Genomic DNA, 19,064 nt, shown 5'->3' on the forward strand with positions numbered 1-19,064 from the left:
CGCCGATGTGTCGGCCATGTGTCGTCATGGAAATGACATATTTTACCGGCTTAGCACGGCTACATTCGCCGCACCGCACAAAAAAACGGAGAAATTTTACTGCTCGTTGTCGAAGAATGCGTTACCGCCAACAAAATTGTCGAATTTCGTGAATTGCCCCAGGAAGGTCAGGCGCACTGTGCCGATCGGACCGTTACGCTGTTTGCCGATGATGATTTCCGCCGTACCCTTGTCCTGCGAATCCGGGTTATAAACCTCGTCCCGGTAAATGAACAGGATCACGTCCGCATCCTGTTCGATGGCGCCCGACTCCCGCAGGTCGGACATGACCGGACGCTTGTTGGGACGCTGCTCCAGACTGCGGTTCAGCTGCGAAAGGGCAATGACAGGGCAGTTCAGCTCCTTGGCCAAGCCCTTCAGCGAGCGCGAGATCTCGGAAATCTCGGTGGCGCGGTTTTCCCCACCGCCACCGGAGCCCGACATCAACTGCAGGTAGTCGATGATGATCAGGCCCAATTGCCCGCACTGGCGCGCCAGACGACGGGAACGTGCGCGCAGCTCCATGGGGTTGAGCGCCGGCGTTTCGTCGATGAACAGCTGCGCATCGTTCATCTTCTGGATGGCGTGGGTCAGCCGGGGCCAGTCCTCATCAAGCAAGCGGCCAGTTCGCAGGCGGTGCTGGTCGAGCCGCCCCACCGAGCCCAGCATCCGCATCGCCAGCTGCGTGCCGGCCATTTCCATGGAGAACACCGCGACCGGCAAGCCCTGCTCCACCGCCACATGCTCGCCGATATTCAGCGAGAACGCCGTCTTACCCATGGAAGGACGACCGGCTACGATGATCAGGTCACCGGCCTGCATGCCACTGGTCATGCGATCCAGATCGGCAAATCCGGTCGCGACACCGGTAATGTCATTCTGGTTGTCGCGGTGGTACAGCTCGTCGATGCGCTCCACCACCTGCGTCAGCAGCGGCTGGATTTCCTGGAAGCCCTGCTGGCCGCGTGAGCCCTCTTCAGCAATGGCGAACACCTTGGACTCGGCCTCGTCGAGCAATTGCCGGACCTCGCGCCCCTGAGGATTGAAGGCGCCGGTAGCGATTTCATCGGCGACCGTCACCAGTTTGCGCAGCACGGAGCGATCGCGCACGATTTCCGCATAGCGCCGGATATTGGCCGCACTGGGGGTGTTTTGCGCGAGTGCATTCAGATACGCCAGCCCACCGACCTCATCCGCCTTACCGGCGGCCTTGAGCATCTCGAACACCGTCACCACGTCGGCCGGACGCGCGCCCGAAATCAGGCGTCCGATGTTCTGGAAAATCAGGCGGTGATCGTAGCGGTAGAAATCGGACTCGGACAGGAAGTCGCCGATGCGGTCCCAGGCGGAATTGTCCAGCAGCAGCCCGCCCAACACCGATTGCTCGGCCTCGATGGAATGCGGCGGCACCTTGAGCGCGTCGAATTGCGGATCGGACGTGGGAGCGTTCATGGGTAGCGATTATAGCTGCCCGGCACGGGCAACATGAAAAGAATCCGCACAGCGGATTCCGGCGTGCGCGGGCAAGCGGATGCGCATCATGCAGACGCAGCGCGCAGGCAAAGAAAAAGCAGGCGCAAGCGCCTGCTTTTTCCACGGCTGTCTATTTCCTGTGGCCCGCCTTGCGGCGCGCCAAATGGAAATCAGGCTGCCTCGCCTTGTACCACCAGGGTGATTTCGGCCACCACATCGGTGTGCAGCGACACGCGCACCGGATGTTCGCCAATCGTCTTCACCAGGCCGTTCGGCAGCGTGATGCGCGAACGCTCGATGGCGTAACCCTGCTTGCCCAGGGCCTGTGCGATGTCTTCGTTCGTCACCGAGCCGAACAGACGGCCGTCGACGCCAGCCTTCTGGCTGACTTCCAGGGTCGTGCCGTTCAGCTTTTCGTTGAGCTTCTCGGCTTCGGCCAGCTTCTCGGCAGCAATCTTTTCGAGTTCGGCGCGGCGGGCTTCGAATTCCTTCAGCGCTGCGTCGGTTGCACGACGTGCCAGGCGATTCGGGATCAGGAAGTTACGAGCATAACCATCCTTGACACGCACCACGGCGCCCAGGTCGCCAACGTTCTTGACTTTTTCCAGCAGAATAACTTGCATGTTCAGTTCTCCTTGTCGACCGTGGCTTAGTTCTTGTGCAGGTCGGTGTACGGCAGCAGCGCGAGGAAACGCGCACGCTTGATGGCCGTGTCGAGCTGACGCTGATAGTGGCTGCGGGTACCGGTCAGGCGGGCCGGCGTGATTTTGCCATTCTCACCGATGAAGTCGCGCAGCGTGTCCAGATCCTTGTAGTCGATCTGTTCGACGCCGGCCACGGTGAAGCGGCAGAATTTCTTGCGCTTGAACAGCGGGTTCTGTGTGAAGCGCTTCTTGTTCTTATCGTTACGTTTGACGAATGCCATGATTCAATCCTTTGCGAATTCTTTACATCCAGTGATGTGATAGACCAGTGCCTTGCTGTTGCGGTGACGGCGGGCCATGAAGCCTTCCCATTCCATCATTGTGCCAAGGGGCATGCGATCGACTTCCTGACCGATACTGCCCACCGCGACGGCGGCGATATGAAACTCGATCTGGCGCGGCGTATTGGCTTCGGTCACGTCTCCGGCGTGCTGCAGCATGCAGTTCACGACGGGGATGCCTGCTGGGGTATAGCGCAACGCATCGCGCTCCACCAGACTGGCCGTGAGAAAAAACCGGTTCACGCCTTGCGTCTCACCTCAAGTCACACACCCGCACACCCGGGTCGGCTCCGCCGGCCCGCGCAAGGCATGCCACTCAGGCAGCCTGGCCTTCCGAGGTTTGCTGGGCAGCCTTCTTGGCTTCTTCCCGCTGCACTTCCTTCATCATCGGCGACGGTGCGGTCTCGGCCTTCTTCGTTTGCACGATCAGGTGACGCAGCACGGCATCGTTGAACTTGAAGGCATGCTCGAGCTCGACCAGGGTTTCCTGGTTGCACTCGATATTCATGCAAACGTAGTGAGCCTTGGCAAGCTTCTGGATCATGTAGGCGAGCTGGCGGCGGCCCCAGTCTTCCACGCGGTGGATCTGGCCAGCCTGACCGGTGACGAGGCCTTTGTAGCGCTCGATCATCGCGGGCACTTGCTCGCTCTGGTCCGGATGGACGATAAAGACGATTTCGTAATGACGCATTGACGCTCCTTTGGGATCGATAAACAGCCACCCGGGCGTCAAGAAGACCGGTGTGGCAAGGTAGAAAGCCGGTCATTATAGCGGAAAAACCGCTTTTTCCAAAAGCCGCCTAGATTGCCTCGAAAAACTGCTGCAGCGCGAGTGCATCCGGCACCCCTTGCGCGCCGATGATTCCCGCCTCGCCCGTGCCAAGCGCCAGCATCAGCGCCACGCGCGCCTTGGCGGGATTGAGGTCTGCCGTGGCCGGGAATCCGCCGGGCGCGGCGTGTTCCCCGCCTGCCGCCACGCCTGTGGCGCTGGTGACATATCCGGCACCCGAACGGCTGCCGCGCACCACAGCTACCCCCTGTCGCCAGGCATCGGCCAAGGCGGGCAGCAGCGCTTCATGAATCGAACCGTTGCCGGGGCCGGCGATCACCAGGCCCTGAACGCCCTGTTGGACCAGTCCATCGACCAACTGGCGGCGTGCGCCCGCGACACTGACAATCACTTCCACCCACGGCCAGTCGGCCGGCATGCCGAGCAGCCGGCCACCAATGCCGGCCAGCGCCACCGGACGGCGTCCGTAGCGGATCTGCTGCCCGGCAACGGCACCCAGTGGTCCGCATCCTGGCGACGCAAACGCCTGCACCGCGCCGGTATGGAGCTTGACCACATCGCGCGCCGCATGGATTTCCTGATTGACCACTACGAGTACACCCAGCGCCGCCGAACCAGGATGGGCCGCCACCCGCACCGCATGGAGCAGATTGAGCGGGCCGTCGGCCGATACCGCCGTCGCGGGGCGCATCGCTGCAGTCAGTACCACGGGAATGCCGGCAGGCTGCGTGAGGTGCAGCAGGATAGCGGTTTCTTCAAGGGAGTCCGTGCCGTGCGTGATGACGATGCCGTCAACCTCTCCACTATCGCGCCAGGCGCGGATGCGTGTATCAAGTCGCTGCCAGACGGCAAAACTCATGTCCTTGCTGTCCAGCTGGGCAACCTGCTCGGCCTGGATCTCGGCGATATCGCCCAGGCCCGGCAAGGCTGCCAGCAAGGCATCGATGGGCAGCGTGGCGGAACGGTAACCATCGGTTGCGGCCGGATTGGCGGCGACCCCGGCAATCGTACCGCCCGTGGCAAGAATGGCGATTCTCGGCTTGGACATGGTCCCTCACTGATCAATGGCTGGCTTGCATTGTACCGAGAGTGCCGGTCGCGAACCCCGAGGCTTGTGTCGTCGCACCACCACAGGCAAACGATGCGACCAGGCAAAAATTCTTGCAGTTCGCAAAATACTGTATAAAATCACAGCATACTGTTCAAATATACAGTCCGCGAAGCAGGCTGCGCGGTCATCTCGGGATAGAAGGCGATGGCGAAACTGACGGCAAGACAGCAGCAGATCTACGATCTGATCCGCACGACGATCCAGCAGACCGGATTCCCCCCTACGCGCGCCGAAATCGCTGCGCAATTCGGCTTTTCCTCAGCCAACGCAGCGGAAGAACATCTACGCGCCCTGGCCCGCAAAGGCGTGATCGAACTCACGCCCGGCGCCTCGCGCGGTATCCGTCTCAAGGCCATGGACGATGGCGCGCACCAGTTCAGCCTGCCGTCGATGGGCTTCATGCAGCTCACGCTGCCGCTGGTGGGCCGCGTGGCTGCCGGCAGCCCGATCCTCGCCACCGAACATATCGATCGCCAGTACCAGGTGGATCCGAGCGTCTTCAGCGAAACACCAGACTATCTGCTCAAGGTGCGCGGCATGAGCATGCGCGACGCAGGGATTCTCGATGGCGACCTGCTCGCCGTGCGCAGCGCCCGCGAAGCAAGCAACGGCAAGATCGTGGTGGCCCGCCTCGGCGAGGAAGTCACAGTCAAACGCCTGCAACGCCGCGGTCAGGTTATCGAACTGATCGCGGAAAACCCCGATTACCAAAGCATCATCGTCGATCTGTCGAAAGACGATTTCGCACTGGAGGGCATCGCCGTGGGGCTGATCCGCCCCAGCGCGCCCTAGCCTCATCACCGCGTGGCCGCACCGACCGGTGCGGCCTGCATGCACCTTCATGGACAAGCTCCGATGCCTTGGCTGGCAGGGTAGCGTACGTCCGTGATCAACCAGGCCGTCGTGCAGCCTCGTGTTTATCAGTAGAGGTGTTCCAATGCTGCAGCTTGTTCACTCCACCCGCACCCCCGTCCATCCGACGCCGTTCCGCCAGGTGCAAGGCGTCCGCGTGTATCAGGGGCAACGCCGCCGCACCATGGTCGGCAGCATGGCCGCTATCTGCCGCATGCTGGAGCGTGACAGCGGCCAGCGCTGATCGAAACAGCTCATCTCGAGAGACCGCCCCAGCATCAGCACACCGCTGATGTGGGCAGTCAGCGTAGCGTCAGCTTGGTGCGGCTGCTGTCGTTATTGGCCAGCACCAGTTTCTTCAGGCTTTGCACGAACTGCTCGCGCTCGCGAGGTTCCAGCGCTTCGAGCGTGCGCATATTGGCATGCTCGACCGCGGTCAGCATTTCCTCAGTCAGCGTGCGTCCGGCAGCAGTCAGGGAGCAGAGCTTTACGCGGCTGTCGCGATCGGAGCCCCTGCGCGTGATCAATCCTTTTTCTTCCAGCCGCTGGATCACGGCCGTGGCATTGGCGCGATCGATGCCTACTTCCTTGGCCAGCGTGTGCTGGTCATGTTCGCCGCGCGTGAGCAAGACATGCAGGAGCGTGAACTGCAGCGGTGTCAGATCGGTCCCGCACTCCTGAAAGAAAAAACTGACGTGGATTTGATGCAGCCGGCGAATCATGAATCCCGGCCGGAAATCCATATCGAATTGCGGCGGGCTGGCGTGGCGAGGCTTGGTGGTCATGCGCGCATCGGTCAAACGTTGACGTGAAAACGGGTCTCCCGCAACAGCGGGAGACCCGGGCCAGGCATGTACCTGACTGCGTCAGTGTAGCACCGCGTCCACCCTCACCTGTTACCAGGATACCGGTGACTCATCCACGCGCGCCGCGATGTAGCGTTGGACATGATAGGCCTCCGCATCCATTGCGACAAAACGTGTCAGGCAAAGCGTCCGCCGCGCCTCCGCGAGGGCAGGTTCGGCTTCGACATCCCGCAGGGCTGCACGCAGCCGGGCGACCTGCTGGCCAGGCAGGTCAGAGGAGCAGGTCAAGGGGGGAATCGGCGCGGCCATGGTGCGGTCGATCACGCGGACCTGTGACGCAAACTCAGGCCAGGTCGCGCACATCAAGTCATAGACGTAGCCGTCAAGCGGACCGACATCGATCTTTCCATCCACCAGCGCAAGAATGATCTCATGCGCGTTCAGAAAGCCGCCAACCGTCCTGGCATATTGTCCGTCCGAACCGTGGTGCTTTAGCAGGTGATGCCGGAAGGCATAGTATCCGGAATGGGAGTCGCGCAAGGTGTACCCTGCCACACCGCCGAACGTATCGGCCAGCGTGTGCGCAGGACTATCGGCACGCACGGCGATGCAGGCGCGATAGTGCGGCTTGCCGCCATAATCCGGCAGCGACGGCAACGGCGCGCCGAGAATCTGTACTACTCTGGTTCGCCGCGCCAACGGCAATCCGCACATCATCACCATGCCGAGATCTTCCCGTTCCCAGAGATCAGACAGCAGCAACGGCGGCGCATGGGCAACAGCCTCGAAGTTAACGCCAGCCCGCGCCTGGACCCAGTTGAAAATCTCCGCCCAGGCCGCAGCGGCGGCCGGTGTTACAGAGTACATGCGTGCATTGCTGATCATGCCAAAGCGCCCCACCCCCTAAAACTGTTTCCAATCGATGCGCAGCTTCAATCAATACGAATGCCGGCCTTGCGGATGATCTCGCCATAGCGCGCGTGTTCCTTGTGCATCAACGCGGCCAGTTGCTCTGGCGTACTGCCCATCGGTTCCGTACCCACCGCCTGCAGCTTCTCGCGGATCTCTGGCATGGCCAGCACCTTGCCCACATCAGCCTGGATCTTGGTGACGACCTCGCGAGGCATGCCTGCCGGCCCCATCAGTGCATACCAGGACACGGCCTCGTACCCCTTCAACCCGGCAGCTTCGTCAACGGTCGGAACGTTCGGCAATGCTGCGATGCGTTTGCTGCTGGCCACTGCCAGCGGCTTCAGGCGGCCGGCCTGGATGAACGACGTGACCGCCGGAACCTGGGCCACGATCATGGATATCTGCCCGCCGAGCAGATCCTTGACCGAGTCTCCCACACCCTTGTATGCCACATGCTTCATCTCGACACCAGCCATGGAGGCCAGCAACTCTCCGCCGATATGCGCCTGGGTACCGACCCCACCGGACCCGAATGTCAGCATGCCCGGCTTTGCCTTGGCCTGTGCCAGCAGATCAGGAAGACTGCTGGCGGTGACGGCGGGACCGACCACGACCACGTTCTGCACCGTGCCGATCAAGGTGATCGGCGTAAAACTCTTGAAGACATCGAACTTGAGATTGGGATACAAATGCGGATTGATCGCCAGGTTACCCACAGGCGCGGATACCAGCGTATAGCCATCGGCATCTGCGCGGGCTGCTGCATCCATGCCGATATTGCCCGCCGCGCCCGGACGGTTTTCCACGATAAAGGGTTGGCCCCAGACTTGCGACAGCTTGGCGCCGATCAACCGCGGCAACAGATCGACCGATCCGCCGGGACCGAACGGCACGATCACACGCACAGGCTTGCTGGGATAGGGATCGGCGGCCCGCGCGGGCAACGCCGCGGTCACCATCAACAACGACAACGAGAACAGCACTGCAGAACGCTTCAACATCATGCTTCTCCTGAACGCTTGCTGAAATCGGCCATGCGCCGCTGATGCGCCGTCACGACCGGTTGGGATAACGGAACCCAGATACCGTGGTTTATGCCTCCGGGCGCGCCAGTTGCTGGTCGCGGAAACACGCAGGACAAAAACTCCAAGGGCTAGCCTCACGTGCCGTACGACCCAGCGGATCGGATTCATGCCAATGGCGCCAGATGTACTCGCCAGTTTCCTGGGCGCGTCGACGCATGGCCGGGATGTCCACGCCCGGAATCTTGCGGTCGCGCATCCGTACCACGCCATTGACGATCACCGTGTTCACATCGTCACCCACGCCGCACTCGACGAGGCTCTTGACCGGATCGAGGATGGGGCCGAACCGCAAGGTATCGCCACCGCTCAGGTCAATCAGGATGATGTCGGCGCAGGCGCCTGGCTGCAGTCGCCCCAGGTCATCGCGGCCGACAGAACGTGCACCGCCCAGGGTCGCTGCACTGAAGACTTCGCCCGCCGTGGCATGACGGTAGTTGTGACTCATGATCTTGCCGTGATACGACGCCGACCGCATGTTCAGGATCGTGTCGCGCGGATACGTATCGCTGCCCAGGGAAATGTTCACGCCAGCATCCTGATATTTTTTCCAGGAATCGAGCGAACGCGCGCGCCGTACGATGTTGATCGGGCAATGCGAGATCGATACTCCGGCATCACCCATCAGTTTCAGGTCGCTGCCACCGGAGTAGTTGAGACGCAGGTTGTCCGAGACAAAATTACCGTGCCCGATATTCAATGTCGGCCGCAGCAGTCCGACGCTGTCGAGCAACTCGATCGGCGTCATGCGGTATTCGCGCACGATGTCATGGAATTCCAGCACGCTGTAGGCGGCATGCGTGGCAATCGGTACATTCATTTCGTCTGCCGCCGCGCGCGTCCGCTTCAATAGATCGACGCTCGTGGTTTCCGCTTCACGCGGGCTCAGCAGGCCGCGCACCAGGCCACCGGCACTGCCGTCTTTCTCCTCGATGAAACGGATGGCATCCTGCAAGCCCTTGAGACCTTCTTCTTCGTTCATGATGCGCTTGAGGCGTCCTTTTTCATCCCCCACCCAGCGCCCGCTGTCGTAGCCAGGCCCGAGGTATCCGCGCACACCGAGCTTTTCGCACTGGCGTGCCAGCGCATTCTGGATGCGCAGCTGACTGCCAAATTCCACAAAGGTGGTGATGCCATTGCGCAGCATCTCCGTGACAGTAAAGGCCGCATTGAAGTCAATCTCATCGTCTACGCCCGGTTCATCCGGCCGTAGGTAGCGAACATCACCTTCGATGCGCTTGCCTTCCTTCGGCACACTGATCTCCAGGAACGGCTGGCCGAAATAGTCTGGCCGGCCGGCATCCGCGATCAGGCGGTGCGATGCGCGATGCCCCGTGTGCACGTGTGTGTCGATAAAGCCTGGCGCCACCAGCATGCCCGTCGCGTCAATGACCTCATCGACCGTGCCGTCAAAACGCGGCCCCACGTAGAGGATCGTGCCATCCTCATAGACCACCTCGGCACCCTGCTCCAGCGTATGTGCGCCATTCTGGTGCCCGACCACCCAGCCTCCACGGATTGACGTCCGCATCTTTCTCTCCTTTCGCCAATATTGTTAGTTCACTAACTATATATCGGGAAACGCATGCGTCAAAGGGTTTTTTGAAAAATTTGAGAGTGCCGTGGAGGATGCATTCGCCAGAAGAATACGTCGCTCGCGGCCGGCATTGCGCCAGTACGCTAATCGCCAAGCAAGAACGATTCCTGCCTGCGACCGCGCGGGATGTCACGGATCGATGAGAATGGAAAGCGGGAGGCTGATGCGACGGCTGCAGTCGATTGCGGCAGCTGCATCAGCGTTGATGCAGTGCCCGGGAACAGTATGCTGAGGAGCGCCTGCTCAGCCTGCGGCGGCAGGCAACGTCATCTCATGGGGCAACACACCCTGCACGACATAGCGGGCAATTTCCGCCGCAATCACTTCGCGGCTTGCCCGGGTCTCACCCTGGCGGGGGTGATACCAGCGTGACGTCCAGTTCAGTGCGCCCAGCAGCGGCTTGACCACGAGCCGTATATCCATCTGCCGGAACACCCCGGCTTTCATGCCCTCCTCCAGAACCTGGAGATAGAGCTTTTCATTGTAATCACGCAGCACCGTGATTTCTTTCAGCGCATTGCGCTCTTCCTCGGTCGTGCGGCCGCCGAGATGCAACTCAAGCCCCTGCGCGGCGACACGCAGATAATCGAGATGCTCCATCATCAGCAGCGTATGCGCGAATGCCATCTGCTCAAGCCGCTCACGGGGGGAGCCAGAAGCATTCGCCGCGGGCTCAATCGCCGCGCGCGTCAACTCCATGGCACGCCTTTGCACCGCGAAGAACAGCGTTGTCTTGCTGCGGAAGTGGTAGTAGATGATGCCTTTGGTGGCACCGTAATGGTCACTGATGTCATCCAGCGATGCCGCCGCAAAGCCCAGCTTCATAAACACCGATGCGGCCGCATCCAGGATAGCCAGCTGTTTTTCATCGCCTTCCGGTGTGCCGACCAGACGCTTACGTGCCATACCTTCAATTTCTCCTTAAAACCAGATTCGCGCTAGCCGCGCTCTGCGACTCGGCATGCCTGCGCGTCATCTGCACTGCCTGCACCAGCATTGCCACGCATGGCGCAGCAGCCCGATGGCCGCTTGGAATATCGCGTGACAGTAGCAGATTTCACCACATCAGCGCAGTTTGCCCGGCCAGTCGCGGCACACGTGCAAGCGAAAACGCCCTCGTGTCACGGAGGGCGTACTGGCATGTTATGCAGCATTCACGCGGCAGGATCAGAGCTTGGGAATCTTGAACTGGCGAACCAGCCGGCTCTCACGCTCGATTTCCGAACGCTGGAAACGGCGCAGCTCCTCTGCCGTCCCCAGGAACGCGCTGTAGTTGTTCTTGTCCAGATAGCTCTTCGTCTCTGCATCGCGATAGACAGTCAACAGGGCATCCTCGAGACGCTGGATCACCGGCTTGGGCGTTCCCTTCGGAGCGAACACTCCCCACCACGCGACCTGGAAAAAACCCTTGTAACCCAGCTCCTGCATGGTCGGCGCATTCGGCTCGCTCGCCATACGCTTGTCCGATGTCACGCCCAGCAGGCGGATCTTGTCGGCCTTCACCAGCGCAACACCGGTGCTGTATTCCGTAATGGCGAAGTCAACCTGCCCCCCCGCCAGATCGGTCAGCGCCGGCGCTGCGCCCTTGTAGGAAATTGCGTTGGCCTGTGCCCCGACCAGCGACATCAGCCACTCCGAGGCGATATTGTAGGTCGCACTGCCGCTGCCGTAGTTCAGCTTGTTCGGATTCTTCCTCGCGGCATCAAATAGTTCCGCCGCTGTCTTGTATGGCGAACTGCTCGGCACATAGACGCCCATCGGCGAAAATGCAACGCGCGCCACAGGCTCCAGGTCGGTCAATGGGTCATATGGCAGTTTTTCGTATAGCGCCACATTGGTCGTCACGGGTCCGTTTGCCGCCCACAGTAGCGTGTAGCCGTCGGGCTGGGATGAGATCACCGTCTGTACCGCAATGATCGCGTTGCCGCCAACCTTGTTCTCGATGACCACAGGCTTGCCGAATGCGCTTTCCAGCCGCTTGGCAGTGTAACGTGCAATCGTGTCCGTGCCGGACCCCGGCGGATACGGCACGATGAACTTGATGGGCTTGTCCGGAAAGGCTGGCTGCGCTGCAGCCGGGCATGCGGCGAGTACGGCGATGGCCGTCACTGCGCCGCACAGAATGTTCTTCATAGTGTCTCCTCTCTTCTTGATCATGCATCGTTCCCGATGCTCACCTTCATTGCCGCGTGTGCAATACCACCCGGCCAATCACTTCCCGTCCCGAAAGGGCGGCCAGCGCCTCGCGGAATGAACTGAGGCCAAACGCCTTGTAGGTGCGCGGGCGCAGAGCGCCGTCATTTACCCACGCGAACATCTCTGCAAAAGCCGCGCGCACGCGCGCCTCCATGCCGGCTGGCGGCGCCTGCCGCGCCCACCCCATGTAGTAGCCCCAGTAGATGCCAATGATGGTCACGTTCTTGACCAACACGAGATTGGCCGGCACCGTCGGAATCTCGCCGCTGGCAAACCCCATGGGAATCAGGCGGCCATCCGGCGCGATGCAGCGCAGCGAGGTATCGAATGTCTGGCCGCCCACCGGATCGAAAATCACATCTGCGCCGCGCCCTGCCGTAGCATCGAGCACGACATCCCGAAACGACTGTTCCCGGTAATTGATGACGAGGTCCGCGCCATGTGCCTTGGCGGCTGTCAGCTTGTCTGCACTGCCGACAGTCGCGATGACTGTGGCGCCGAGCTTCTTGCCGATTTCAATGGCAGCGAGCCCGCTACCACCCGCAGCTCCATGCACCAGCAGGCATTCACCCGGTTGCAGATGCGCACGCCATTTGAGCGCCCCATAGGCGGTGGCGTAGATGGTTGGAAACTGCACGGCCGCATCGAAATCGACCCCGTCGGGCAAGGCGAATACTGTGGACTCCGGCGCCACGGCAATATCGGCATAGCCACCGGATCGCACGCCTGCGACAACACGGTCGCCAGGACGGAACAGCGTCACCTCCGGCCCGCATGCCTCCACAACCCCCGCGACTTCAGTACCCGGCGTGAATGGTGGTTCCCAGCGGTTCTGATGCTTGCCCTCGATCACCAGTAGGTTGGCAAAACTGACGCCAGCCGCATGCACGGCGATACGCACACCACGCGCAGACAATGGCGGTGGCGCAACCTCCATGACTTGCGCATGTTCAAGGCCCAACGCGGAGCACACCACGGCTTTCACGATGTCGCCCCATGCCGCCCCGCGCCGGCAGCAAACCGGCTGGCACCCGCCTGCGCTTCGATCTGCTTAGCCTCGGCCGCCAGCTCGGCTTCTAGTGCTAAGGCAGCCTCGCTCGACATGCCGTCCTGTCGATAGGCCGAGGCGCGATCGGAACGCATGGCGATCTGAGGGAATTCGCAGATGGCGGCCGCCAGTACCTCCGCAGCCTGCCGTGCCGTACCGTCCGGTACCACGCGATTTGCCAGCCCCATCTCCAGTGCCTCGTTCGCCGGGACGATGCGCGCCGTCAGCAGCATGTCGAGTGCACGGCTCGTGCCAATCAGGCGAGGCAGCCGCACCGTGGTGCCGTCGCTCATCGGCACGCCCCAGCGGCGCGACAGCACAGCAAACGATGCCGACTCCTCGGCCACGCGCAGATCACACCACAACGCCAGGCCCAACCCGCCGGCACAGGCATGCCCGGTCACTGCCGCGATCACTGGTTTGCACGCGGGGCGCGCGAGCGGGCCCTCGGCCCCGGCCCAGGCGTCATATTCCACGCCGCTGGCCAGCTCCTTCAGGTCAGCGCCAGCACAGAAAGCGCCGCCCGCACCGCACAGCACCGCCACGCGGGCATCCGCATCGGTTTCGAATGCACGCAGTGCGGCGCCAAGCGCTTGCGTTGCCTCGCGGTCCAGCGCATTGCGGACCTCCGGGCGATTGATCACGATGGTGGTCACGGGGCCCTGTTTTTCAACCAGTATCTTTTGACTCATGATGTCTTCATGCGAAGGGCGCCGATGCCTTACGCGGCATCAACTGAATGGAAATGACTGTCGGCTCTACGACGGTACGCATGCGGTTCATTTCTCGCCGTGCGAGGAAACCGGCATATCCGCAAACTCGGCGCGAATCGCTGCGCTGTGCTCGCCGATCTCCGGCACGCGCCCGAGCGTTCTCGGCTCGCCCCTGAAAATCGCGGGAGGCGCGACGATCTCCGCCACGCCGCGTGCGGTCGGCACGCTTGCGCGCCGGAGGTGCGGATGGCTGGAAAGCCCGCGCACATCGTTGACGACGGCATAGGCCACGCGTGCCCGCGCCAGCGCCTCGCGCAGCTGCTCCGAGGTCATATGTGCCAGCACCGTGCCGATCTCTGCATCAAGCTGCGCCCGGTGTTCGACCCGTGCCAAGTTGCTGGAAAACTCCGGACGTTCCAGCAGATCCGCACGCTTCAGTACCTCCACGGCAAAACGCTGCCATTCCCCATCGTTCTGCACGCCAATAAGCACGGTCTGTTCCGCACCGATGGCTCCGCCGACGGGATACGCGCCATACGGTGCAATGGTCGGATGCGACAGCCCGACACGCGGCCAGACAGTGCCGGCATAGTCGTAGTGCAGCAACGGAACCGTCATCCAGTCGCTCATCGCATCGAACAGTGACACATGAATGGCGCTGCCTTCGCCGGTCCGGCCGCGCGCGATCAACGCCTCCAGAATGGCGGCGTGCGCGTACATGCCTGTACCGACGTCACATGCGGAGATGCCGATGCGTCCGGGCGCTTCCGGCGTACCGGTTACCGAGGCGATGCCGGTTTCGGCCTGCACCAGCAGATCGTAGGCGCGCATGCCGGCATACGGACCTTCTTCACCGTAGCCGGTGATATCGCACGTAATCAGGCGGGGATAGCGCGCACGCATCTCCTCCCAGCCGAAACCAGCGCGCTTGGCTGCGCCGGGTCCGAGATTCTGGATCAGGACATCGGCCTGCGCGATCAGGCGCTGCAGCACGGCGGCATCTTCTTCTTTCGCGAAATCCAGAACGATCGATTCCTTGCCCCGATTCAGCCAGACGAAGTATGTGCTTTCGCCAAACACTGCCTTGTCGTAGCCCCGTGCGAAATCGCCCTCGGCCCGTTCGATCTTGATCACCCGCGCGCCCGCGTCCGCGAGTCTGGAAGATGCATAAGGCGCTGCCGCGGCCTGCTCCACCGCGACCACCAGAATTCCCTCGAGCGGTAATGCCATCGCCGTCTCCCGTATATGTGGCGAATCCTTTCGATGTCGAAGCAGCCTGTTTCGCTGCCTCTCGATCAACTTCATATTTATAATGCTACGTAGTAGTATTATATCCGTCAAGACACATTTACCCGTGCCCCGAACCGCCTCCGTTCCATCACCCTCTTGCTATACGACCGGCTTTCCCAGCCCTCAACCGGATACGCCATGACGACCTCCGCCCTGCATTTCGAGCATCTCGATACACCGTTCTTCGACGCGCACCACCGGCAGCTGGCTCGTGAACTTGACCACTGGGCAGCGTCCAATATCACCCACCCTGCTCCGGCTGTCACCACCGACAGGCAGTCACTCGATGAACACTGCAGAATGCTCGTCCGGCAGCTCGGCGAAGCAGGTTTCCTGCGGCACTGCGTGCCCCAGGCGGATGCCTCCGGCCGTGCGGATATCGACACACGCGCCGTGTGCCTGGCACGTGAAATTCTCGCGCGCCACAGCGGCCTCGCCGATTTTGCGTTCGCCATGCAGGGTCTGGGTTCCGGCGCGATTTCACTGGATGGCAGCGGCGCTCAGCGGACAACCTACCTGGACCGGGTCGCCGCAGGCTCGGCCATTGCCGCCTTCGCCCTGTCGGAGCCTGGCGCCGGATCCGATGTGGGTGGCATGACATGCACCGCGGAGCCGGCTGGCGATGGCTACATCCTCAATGGCGAGAAAACCTGGATCTCGAACGGCGGCATCGCCGATTTCTATGTTGTGTTCGCGCGCGCACCTGGTACCACCCGCTCCAGCGGCATCAGCGCATTCATCGTCGAGGCCGGCACGCCCGGCCTGGAAATCGCCGAACGCCTGGACGTGATTGCACCTCACCCGCTCGCCCGCCTGCGCTTCACCAATTGCCAGGTCGCCGCCACGCAACGGCTAGGTGCGGAAGGCACGGGCTTCAAGCTGGCCATGCGGACGCTCGATATCTTCCGCACCTCAGTCGGCGCGGCGGCGCTCGGCTTTGCACGTGCAGCACTGGCTCAAGGACTGGAGCGCGCCGCGCAGCGCCGCATGTTCGGCACCACTCTTGGCGCCATGCAGCTGACACAGGCCACGCTCGCAGACATGGCAACGCAGGTGGAATGCTCGGCCATGCTGGTCTACCGGGCCGCGTGGCTGCGCGACCAGGGTCGTACGATATCGCGCGAAGCGGCCATGGCAAAACTGGTGGCAACCGAATCCGCTCAACGAGTAGCCGACGCTGCCGTCCAGCTCTGGGGCGGCGCAGGCGTCGAAGTGGGCAGCATCGTTGAGCAGTTGTATCGCGACGTGCGCGCCCTGCGGATCTACGAAGGCGCCAGCGAGGTGCAGCGTCTGATCATCGGCACATCCCTGCTCAAGCAGATGCAGCAGGATTCCGCCCCGGCAACTGCCTGACCGCCCTCACCCCGACATCAAGAAGGAGACTCGCATGAAAGGTGCGCTGCATGGTCTGCGCGTCATCGACGCCACCAGTTTTGCGCTGGGGCCTATCGCCACGCAAATGCTCGGCGACATGGGCGCGGACGTCATCAAGGTCGAACCGCCGGAGGGCGAGCCCACCCGCAATATCGGCCGCATGCGGTCGCCCCGCATGGGCTCGTTCTTCCTTAACATGAACCGTAACAAGCGGAGCGTCGTGCTTGACCTCAAGCAAGTTGCCGGGCAGGAGGCTCTGCATCGCCTGCTCGCGAGTGCCGATGTCTTCGTGCACAATATGCGCAGCAAGGCCGCCATCAGGCTGAGGCTCGACTACGATGCCCTCGCTGCCCGCTATCCGCGCCTCATCCATGCAACCGCGCAAGGTTTCGGTGCGCACGGCCGATACTTCGACCAGCCAGCCTATGACGACGTTATTCAGGGACTCAGCGGTGTGCCAGGCCTCAATGCCCGCATGACCGGCACCGCAAGCTACGCTCCCATGCTGCTGGCAGACAAGCTCTGCGGCGTCTACCTGTACGGCGCCATCATGACTGCGTTGCTGCATCGCGAGCGCACAGGCAGAGGACAGGCAGTACAGTTGCCGATGTTTGAGGTCATGACGTCATTCAACCTGCACGAGCATATGGCTGATGCTGTGTTCGGGACGCCCGGCACAGAAAACTCAACGTCACCTGGCTATGCCCGCGTATTCAGCCGCGTGCGACGCCCACTGCCGACTCGAGATGGGTCGATCTGCCTTATCGCCAATACCGATGCGCAATGGCAGCGCCTCTTCGGGCTGATGGATCGCCCGGAGCTCAGCAACGACCCGCGCTTTGCGACCATCAAGGAGCGCATGACCAATCTCGATGCGCTCTATGACATCGTCGGAACTACCCTACTCTCGCGTACGACGGCAGAATGGCTTGCATTGTTCCGCGCAGCGGACATTCCCGCCAGCCCGGCCAACGATGTCACCGATGTCCTGCAGGATCCGCATCTGACCGATCGCGCCTTCTTCCGCACTTTCCTGCATCCGACGGAGGGCGAACTGCTGATGTCCGACATCCCCATCACCTATACCGATTCGCCTGGTGCGATTCATTGCGGACCGCCAAGGCTGGGGGAGCATACACGGGAAATTCTTGCATCGCTCGGCTATAGCGATGAAGAAATCGCGGGCTTGGATGCATCTGGTCGAACGCCGGTCTGATGTCTTAGCCTTGTCATCGAAACCACTGCGTTACCATGGCCACGACGGCGAATGCCATGACCAGCGTCGCAACCCAACCAATGACACGGTGGCGCAACGACAAGACTGCTTTGCCGAGGATGCGGCGATTCATTCCCAGCAGCATCATGACCACCATGATCGGCACGGCGATCACGCCGTTGACAACCGCACTCCAGAGCAGCCCCTTGATCGGATCGAGATCGGTGAAATCGATCAACGTCCCGATGATCGTAGCGGAGACCAGCACGCCATAGAAGCCCCTGGCAGCGATCGAGACCGAATCTCCAGTCAAAGACCTCCGCCACTGCGTAAGCTGAAGAACCTGCGAGCACCGGAACCGCCAGCATGCCGGTACCGATGATGCCAAATGCAAAGAGAGTGAATGCGAATTGCCCTGCGATCGGCTCGAGCGCCAGGGCTGCTTGCCTCGTCGTTTCGATATCGACAATTCCGCGCTGATGAAAAGCAATGGCTGCCGCCACGATGATGCAAAAAGCGATGAGATTGGAAAAAATCATCCCCGCCGTCGTATCCACTTTGATACGGAACAGGTGTTCCCGTGTAAACAGATCGCTTCGTACAAGGCTTTCCGCATCATTGTATTTCTGACGCGATTCCGCCTCCTGCGACGCCTGCCAGAAGAAAAGATACGGGCTGATGGTGGTACCCAGCACAGCGACCACCATCATCCAGTAGTCGCCTCCGCCCACCCGCAGATAATGCACCGACTCGAAGCCGACTTGCCGCCAATCAACATGGAGCATCAGGACGACGGCTACATAGGCAAACAAGGCCAGCGTCAGCCATTTCAATACCCGCACCATGCGCTCGAAGTCCAGCCATACCGGCAGGATCGCGCATACCAGCCCAAAAACCAGGGTGTAGCCATGCCCCTCGCTCCCGATGATCAGCTGAAACGCTTCGGACATCGCGGCGATGTCGGCGGCAATATTCAGTGTATTGGCCACCATTGGCGTGCCCTCGACACATGCGAATGCCGAGCTAGTCCATTGGAAAAACTCCAGCCATTTTGCCTCTCCTTCACTTGCCTTGAGAGACTGACTCAGCAACGTCCCGACGGTCTCAACAGCGGTCGCCCAGGAATGCTGCAAGCGGGAGCGTAACTGCACTTCGATCTGATGATTATTGTAAGTGCTGGTCCTGTCGCTTTGGTACTTATATACGAGATGGATGCCGCGATAGCCCGACGTCTTGGGGACAGCAATGTAGTCCTTTTTGTTAACAAGAATGTGCTTGAGCCCACTCTTACGATACAACTCGGCAACTTGCAGTAGCCGTTGGTTCAGCAGGGGGAATTGCTGCTTGATCATCGCGGCCTCTAGCAACAAAGCCCCGACTTCGCCTGCCGTCCGATGATGACTGATCCGGACCGTCTGCCGCAGCATCCGCGCCTCTTCAACGGTGCGCAGGTGGGACAGCACGCGGGAACGCAGATTGACGCTCTTCCCTATGTAGAGCGGCAAGCCGCCGTCTTCGCCATGGAAGATATAGACGCCAGGCGCTGCTGGCAAATCGCTGATCGCATCCCGCAAGTGCTG

20 protein-coding genes are annotated in these 19,064 nt (G+C 61.5%); 4 read left to right on the plus strand and 16 right to left on the minus strand.

Features of this window, described 5'->3' with window-relative positions:
- Positions 1-96 precede the first annotated feature (96 nt).
- The 6 genes from ACQ3C8_RS07560 to ACQ3C8_RS07585 all read right to left on the minus strand — a co-directional run bounded on the left by ACQ3C8_RS07560 (position 97) and on the right by ACQ3C8_RS07585 (position 4,335).
- Positions 97-1,491, minus strand: a complete 1,395-nt coding sequence (locus tag ACQ3C8_RS07560) for a replicative DNA helicase (RefSeq protein ID WP_009523931.1) — start codon at positions 1,489-1,491, stop codon at positions 97-99.
- A 191-nt stretch (positions 1,492-1,682) separates the two neighbouring features.
- Positions 1,683-2,135, minus strand: coding sequence for a 50S ribosomal protein L9 (gene rplI, locus ACQ3C8_RS07565; protein ID WP_009523932.1), 453 nt, complete (start codon positions 2,133-2,135; stop codon positions 1,683-1,685).
- A 26-nt stretch (positions 2,136-2,161) separates the two neighbouring features.
- Positions 2,162-2,437, minus strand: coding sequence for a 30S ribosomal protein S18 (gene rpsR / locus ACQ3C8_RS07570; protein WP_009523933.1), 276 nt, complete (start codon positions 2,435-2,437; stop codon positions 2,162-2,164).
- 3 nt (positions 2,438-2,440) lie between these two features.
- The gene (gene priB / locus ACQ3C8_RS07575) at positions 2,441-2,740 is read right to left on the minus strand and encodes a primosomal replication protein N (RefSeq protein WP_428851154.1); all 300 of its coding nucleotides are present in this window, start codon (positions 2,738-2,740) and stop codon (positions 2,441-2,443) included.
- A gap of 73 nt (positions 2,741-2,813) precedes the next feature.
- Entirely contained in the window at positions 2,814-3,188 is a 375-nt protein-coding gene (rpsF, locus tag ACQ3C8_RS07580) for a 30S ribosomal protein S6 (RefSeq protein WP_009523935.1), read from the minus strand.
- Positions 3,189-3,297: 109 nt separating this feature from the next.
- Positions 3,298-4,335, minus strand: a complete 1,038-nt coding sequence (locus tag ACQ3C8_RS07585) for an asparaginase (protein WP_428851155.1) — start codon at positions 4,333-4,335, stop codon at positions 3,298-3,300.
- Between the two features lie 207 nt (positions 4,336-4,542).
- On the opposite strand from ACQ3C8_RS07585, the gene lexA reads away from it, so the two are divergent.
- Positions 4,543-5,190, plus strand: a complete 648-nt coding sequence (gene lexA / locus ACQ3C8_RS07590; RefSeq protein ID WP_009523937.1) for a transcriptional repressor LexA — start codon at positions 4,543-4,545, stop codon at positions 5,188-5,190.
- Positions 5,191-5,335: 145 nt separating this feature from the next.
- Complete coding sequence (locus ACQ3C8_RS07595; RefSeq protein WP_009523938.1) at positions 5,336-5,494, plus strand: hypothetical protein; 159 nt, start codon at positions 5,336-5,338, stop codon at positions 5,492-5,494.
- A gap of 58 nt (positions 5,495-5,552) precedes the next feature.
- On the opposite strand, the gene ACQ3C8_RS07600 is transcribed toward ACQ3C8_RS07595, so the two are convergent.
- The 9 genes from ACQ3C8_RS07600 to ACQ3C8_RS07640 all read right to left on the minus strand — a co-directional run bounded on the left by ACQ3C8_RS07600 (position 5,553) and on the right by ACQ3C8_RS07640 (position 14,945).
- Positions 5,553-6,035 carry a MarR family winged helix-turn-helix transcriptional regulator gene (locus ACQ3C8_RS07600; RefSeq protein WP_009523939.1) on the minus strand — a complete coding sequence of 161 codons (483 nt, stop codon included), beginning with the start codon at positions 6,033-6,035 and terminating at the stop codon, positions 5,553-5,555.
- Positions 6,036-6,146: 111 nt separating this feature from the next.
- Complete coding sequence (locus ACQ3C8_RS07605; protein ID WP_428849639.1) at positions 6,147-6,923, minus strand: phosphate/phosphite/phosphonate ABC transporter substrate-binding protein; 777 nt, start codon at positions 6,921-6,923, stop codon at positions 6,147-6,149.
- A gap of 65 nt (positions 6,924-6,988) precedes the next feature.
- Positions 6,989-7,969: a Bug family tripartite tricarboxylate transporter substrate binding protein gene (locus tag ACQ3C8_RS07610; protein WP_428851156.1), complete on the minus strand. Its 981-nt coding sequence runs from the start codon at positions 7,967-7,969 to the stop codon at positions 6,989-6,991.
- Positions 7,970-8,060: 91 nt separating this feature from the next.
- Positions 8,061-9,581, minus strand: a complete 1,521-nt coding sequence (locus tag ACQ3C8_RS07615; protein ID WP_428851157.1) for a chlorohydrolase family protein — start codon at positions 9,579-9,581, stop codon at positions 8,061-8,063.
- Between the two features lie 309 nt (positions 9,582-9,890).
- Positions 9,891-10,553: a TetR family transcriptional regulator gene (locus tag ACQ3C8_RS07620; RefSeq protein WP_428851158.1), complete on the minus strand. Its 663-nt coding sequence runs from the start codon at positions 10,551-10,553 to the stop codon at positions 9,891-9,893.
- A 261-nt stretch (positions 10,554-10,814) separates the two neighbouring features.
- Positions 10,815-11,780, minus strand: a complete 966-nt coding sequence (locus ACQ3C8_RS07625; RefSeq protein ID WP_428851159.1) for a Bug family tripartite tricarboxylate transporter substrate binding protein — start codon at positions 11,778-11,780, stop codon at positions 10,815-10,817.
- 46 nt (positions 11,781-11,826) lie between these two features.
- A complete protein-coding gene (locus ACQ3C8_RS07630; protein ID WP_428851160.1) occupies positions 11,827-12,780 on the minus strand; it encodes an NADPH:quinone oxidoreductase family protein in 954 nt (317 codons plus the stop codon).
- A 44-nt stretch (positions 12,781-12,824) separates the two neighbouring features.
- Entirely contained in the window at positions 12,825-13,583 is a 759-nt protein-coding gene (locus ACQ3C8_RS07635) for a crotonase/enoyl-CoA hydratase family protein (RefSeq protein WP_428851161.1), read from the minus strand.
- An 87-nt stretch (positions 13,584-13,670) separates the two neighbouring features.
- Positions 13,671-14,945 (minus strand): CaiB/BaiF CoA transferase family protein, encoded by a 1,275-nt coding sequence (locus ACQ3C8_RS07640; RefSeq protein WP_428851162.1) that lies wholly within the window; start codon positions 14,943-14,945, stop codon positions 13,671-13,673.
- Positions 14,946-15,032: 87 nt separating this feature from the next.
- Between ACQ3C8_RS07640 and ACQ3C8_RS07645 the strand changes: the two genes are divergently transcribed.
- Positions 15,033-16,247 carry an acyl-CoA dehydrogenase family protein gene (locus ACQ3C8_RS07645; RefSeq protein WP_428851163.1) on the plus strand — a complete coding sequence of 405 codons (1,215 nt, stop codon included), beginning with the start codon at positions 15,033-15,035 and terminating at the stop codon, positions 16,245-16,247.
- Positions 16,248-16,281: 34 nt separating this feature from the next.
- Positions 16,282-17,484: a CaiB/BaiF CoA transferase family protein gene (locus ACQ3C8_RS07650; protein WP_428851164.1), complete on the plus strand. Its 1,203-nt coding sequence runs from the start codon at positions 16,282-16,284 to the stop codon at positions 17,482-17,484.
- Here ACQ3C8_RS07650 and ACQ3C8_RS07655 read toward each other — a convergent pair.
- The gene (locus ACQ3C8_RS07655; protein WP_428851165.1) at positions 17,430-19,058 is read right to left on the minus strand and encodes a divalent metal cation transporter; all 1,629 of its coding nucleotides are present in this window, start codon (positions 19,056-19,058) and stop codon (positions 17,430-17,432) included. The genes ACQ3C8_RS07650 and ACQ3C8_RS07655 overlap by 55 nt on opposite strands.
- Positions 19,059-19,064 lie beyond the last annotated feature (6 nt).

The sequence above is a fragment of the Imbroritus primus genome (assembly GCF_964332355.1).
GTDB lineage: Bacteria > Pseudomonadota > Gammaproteobacteria > Burkholderiales > Burkholderiaceae > Imbroritus > Imbroritus primus.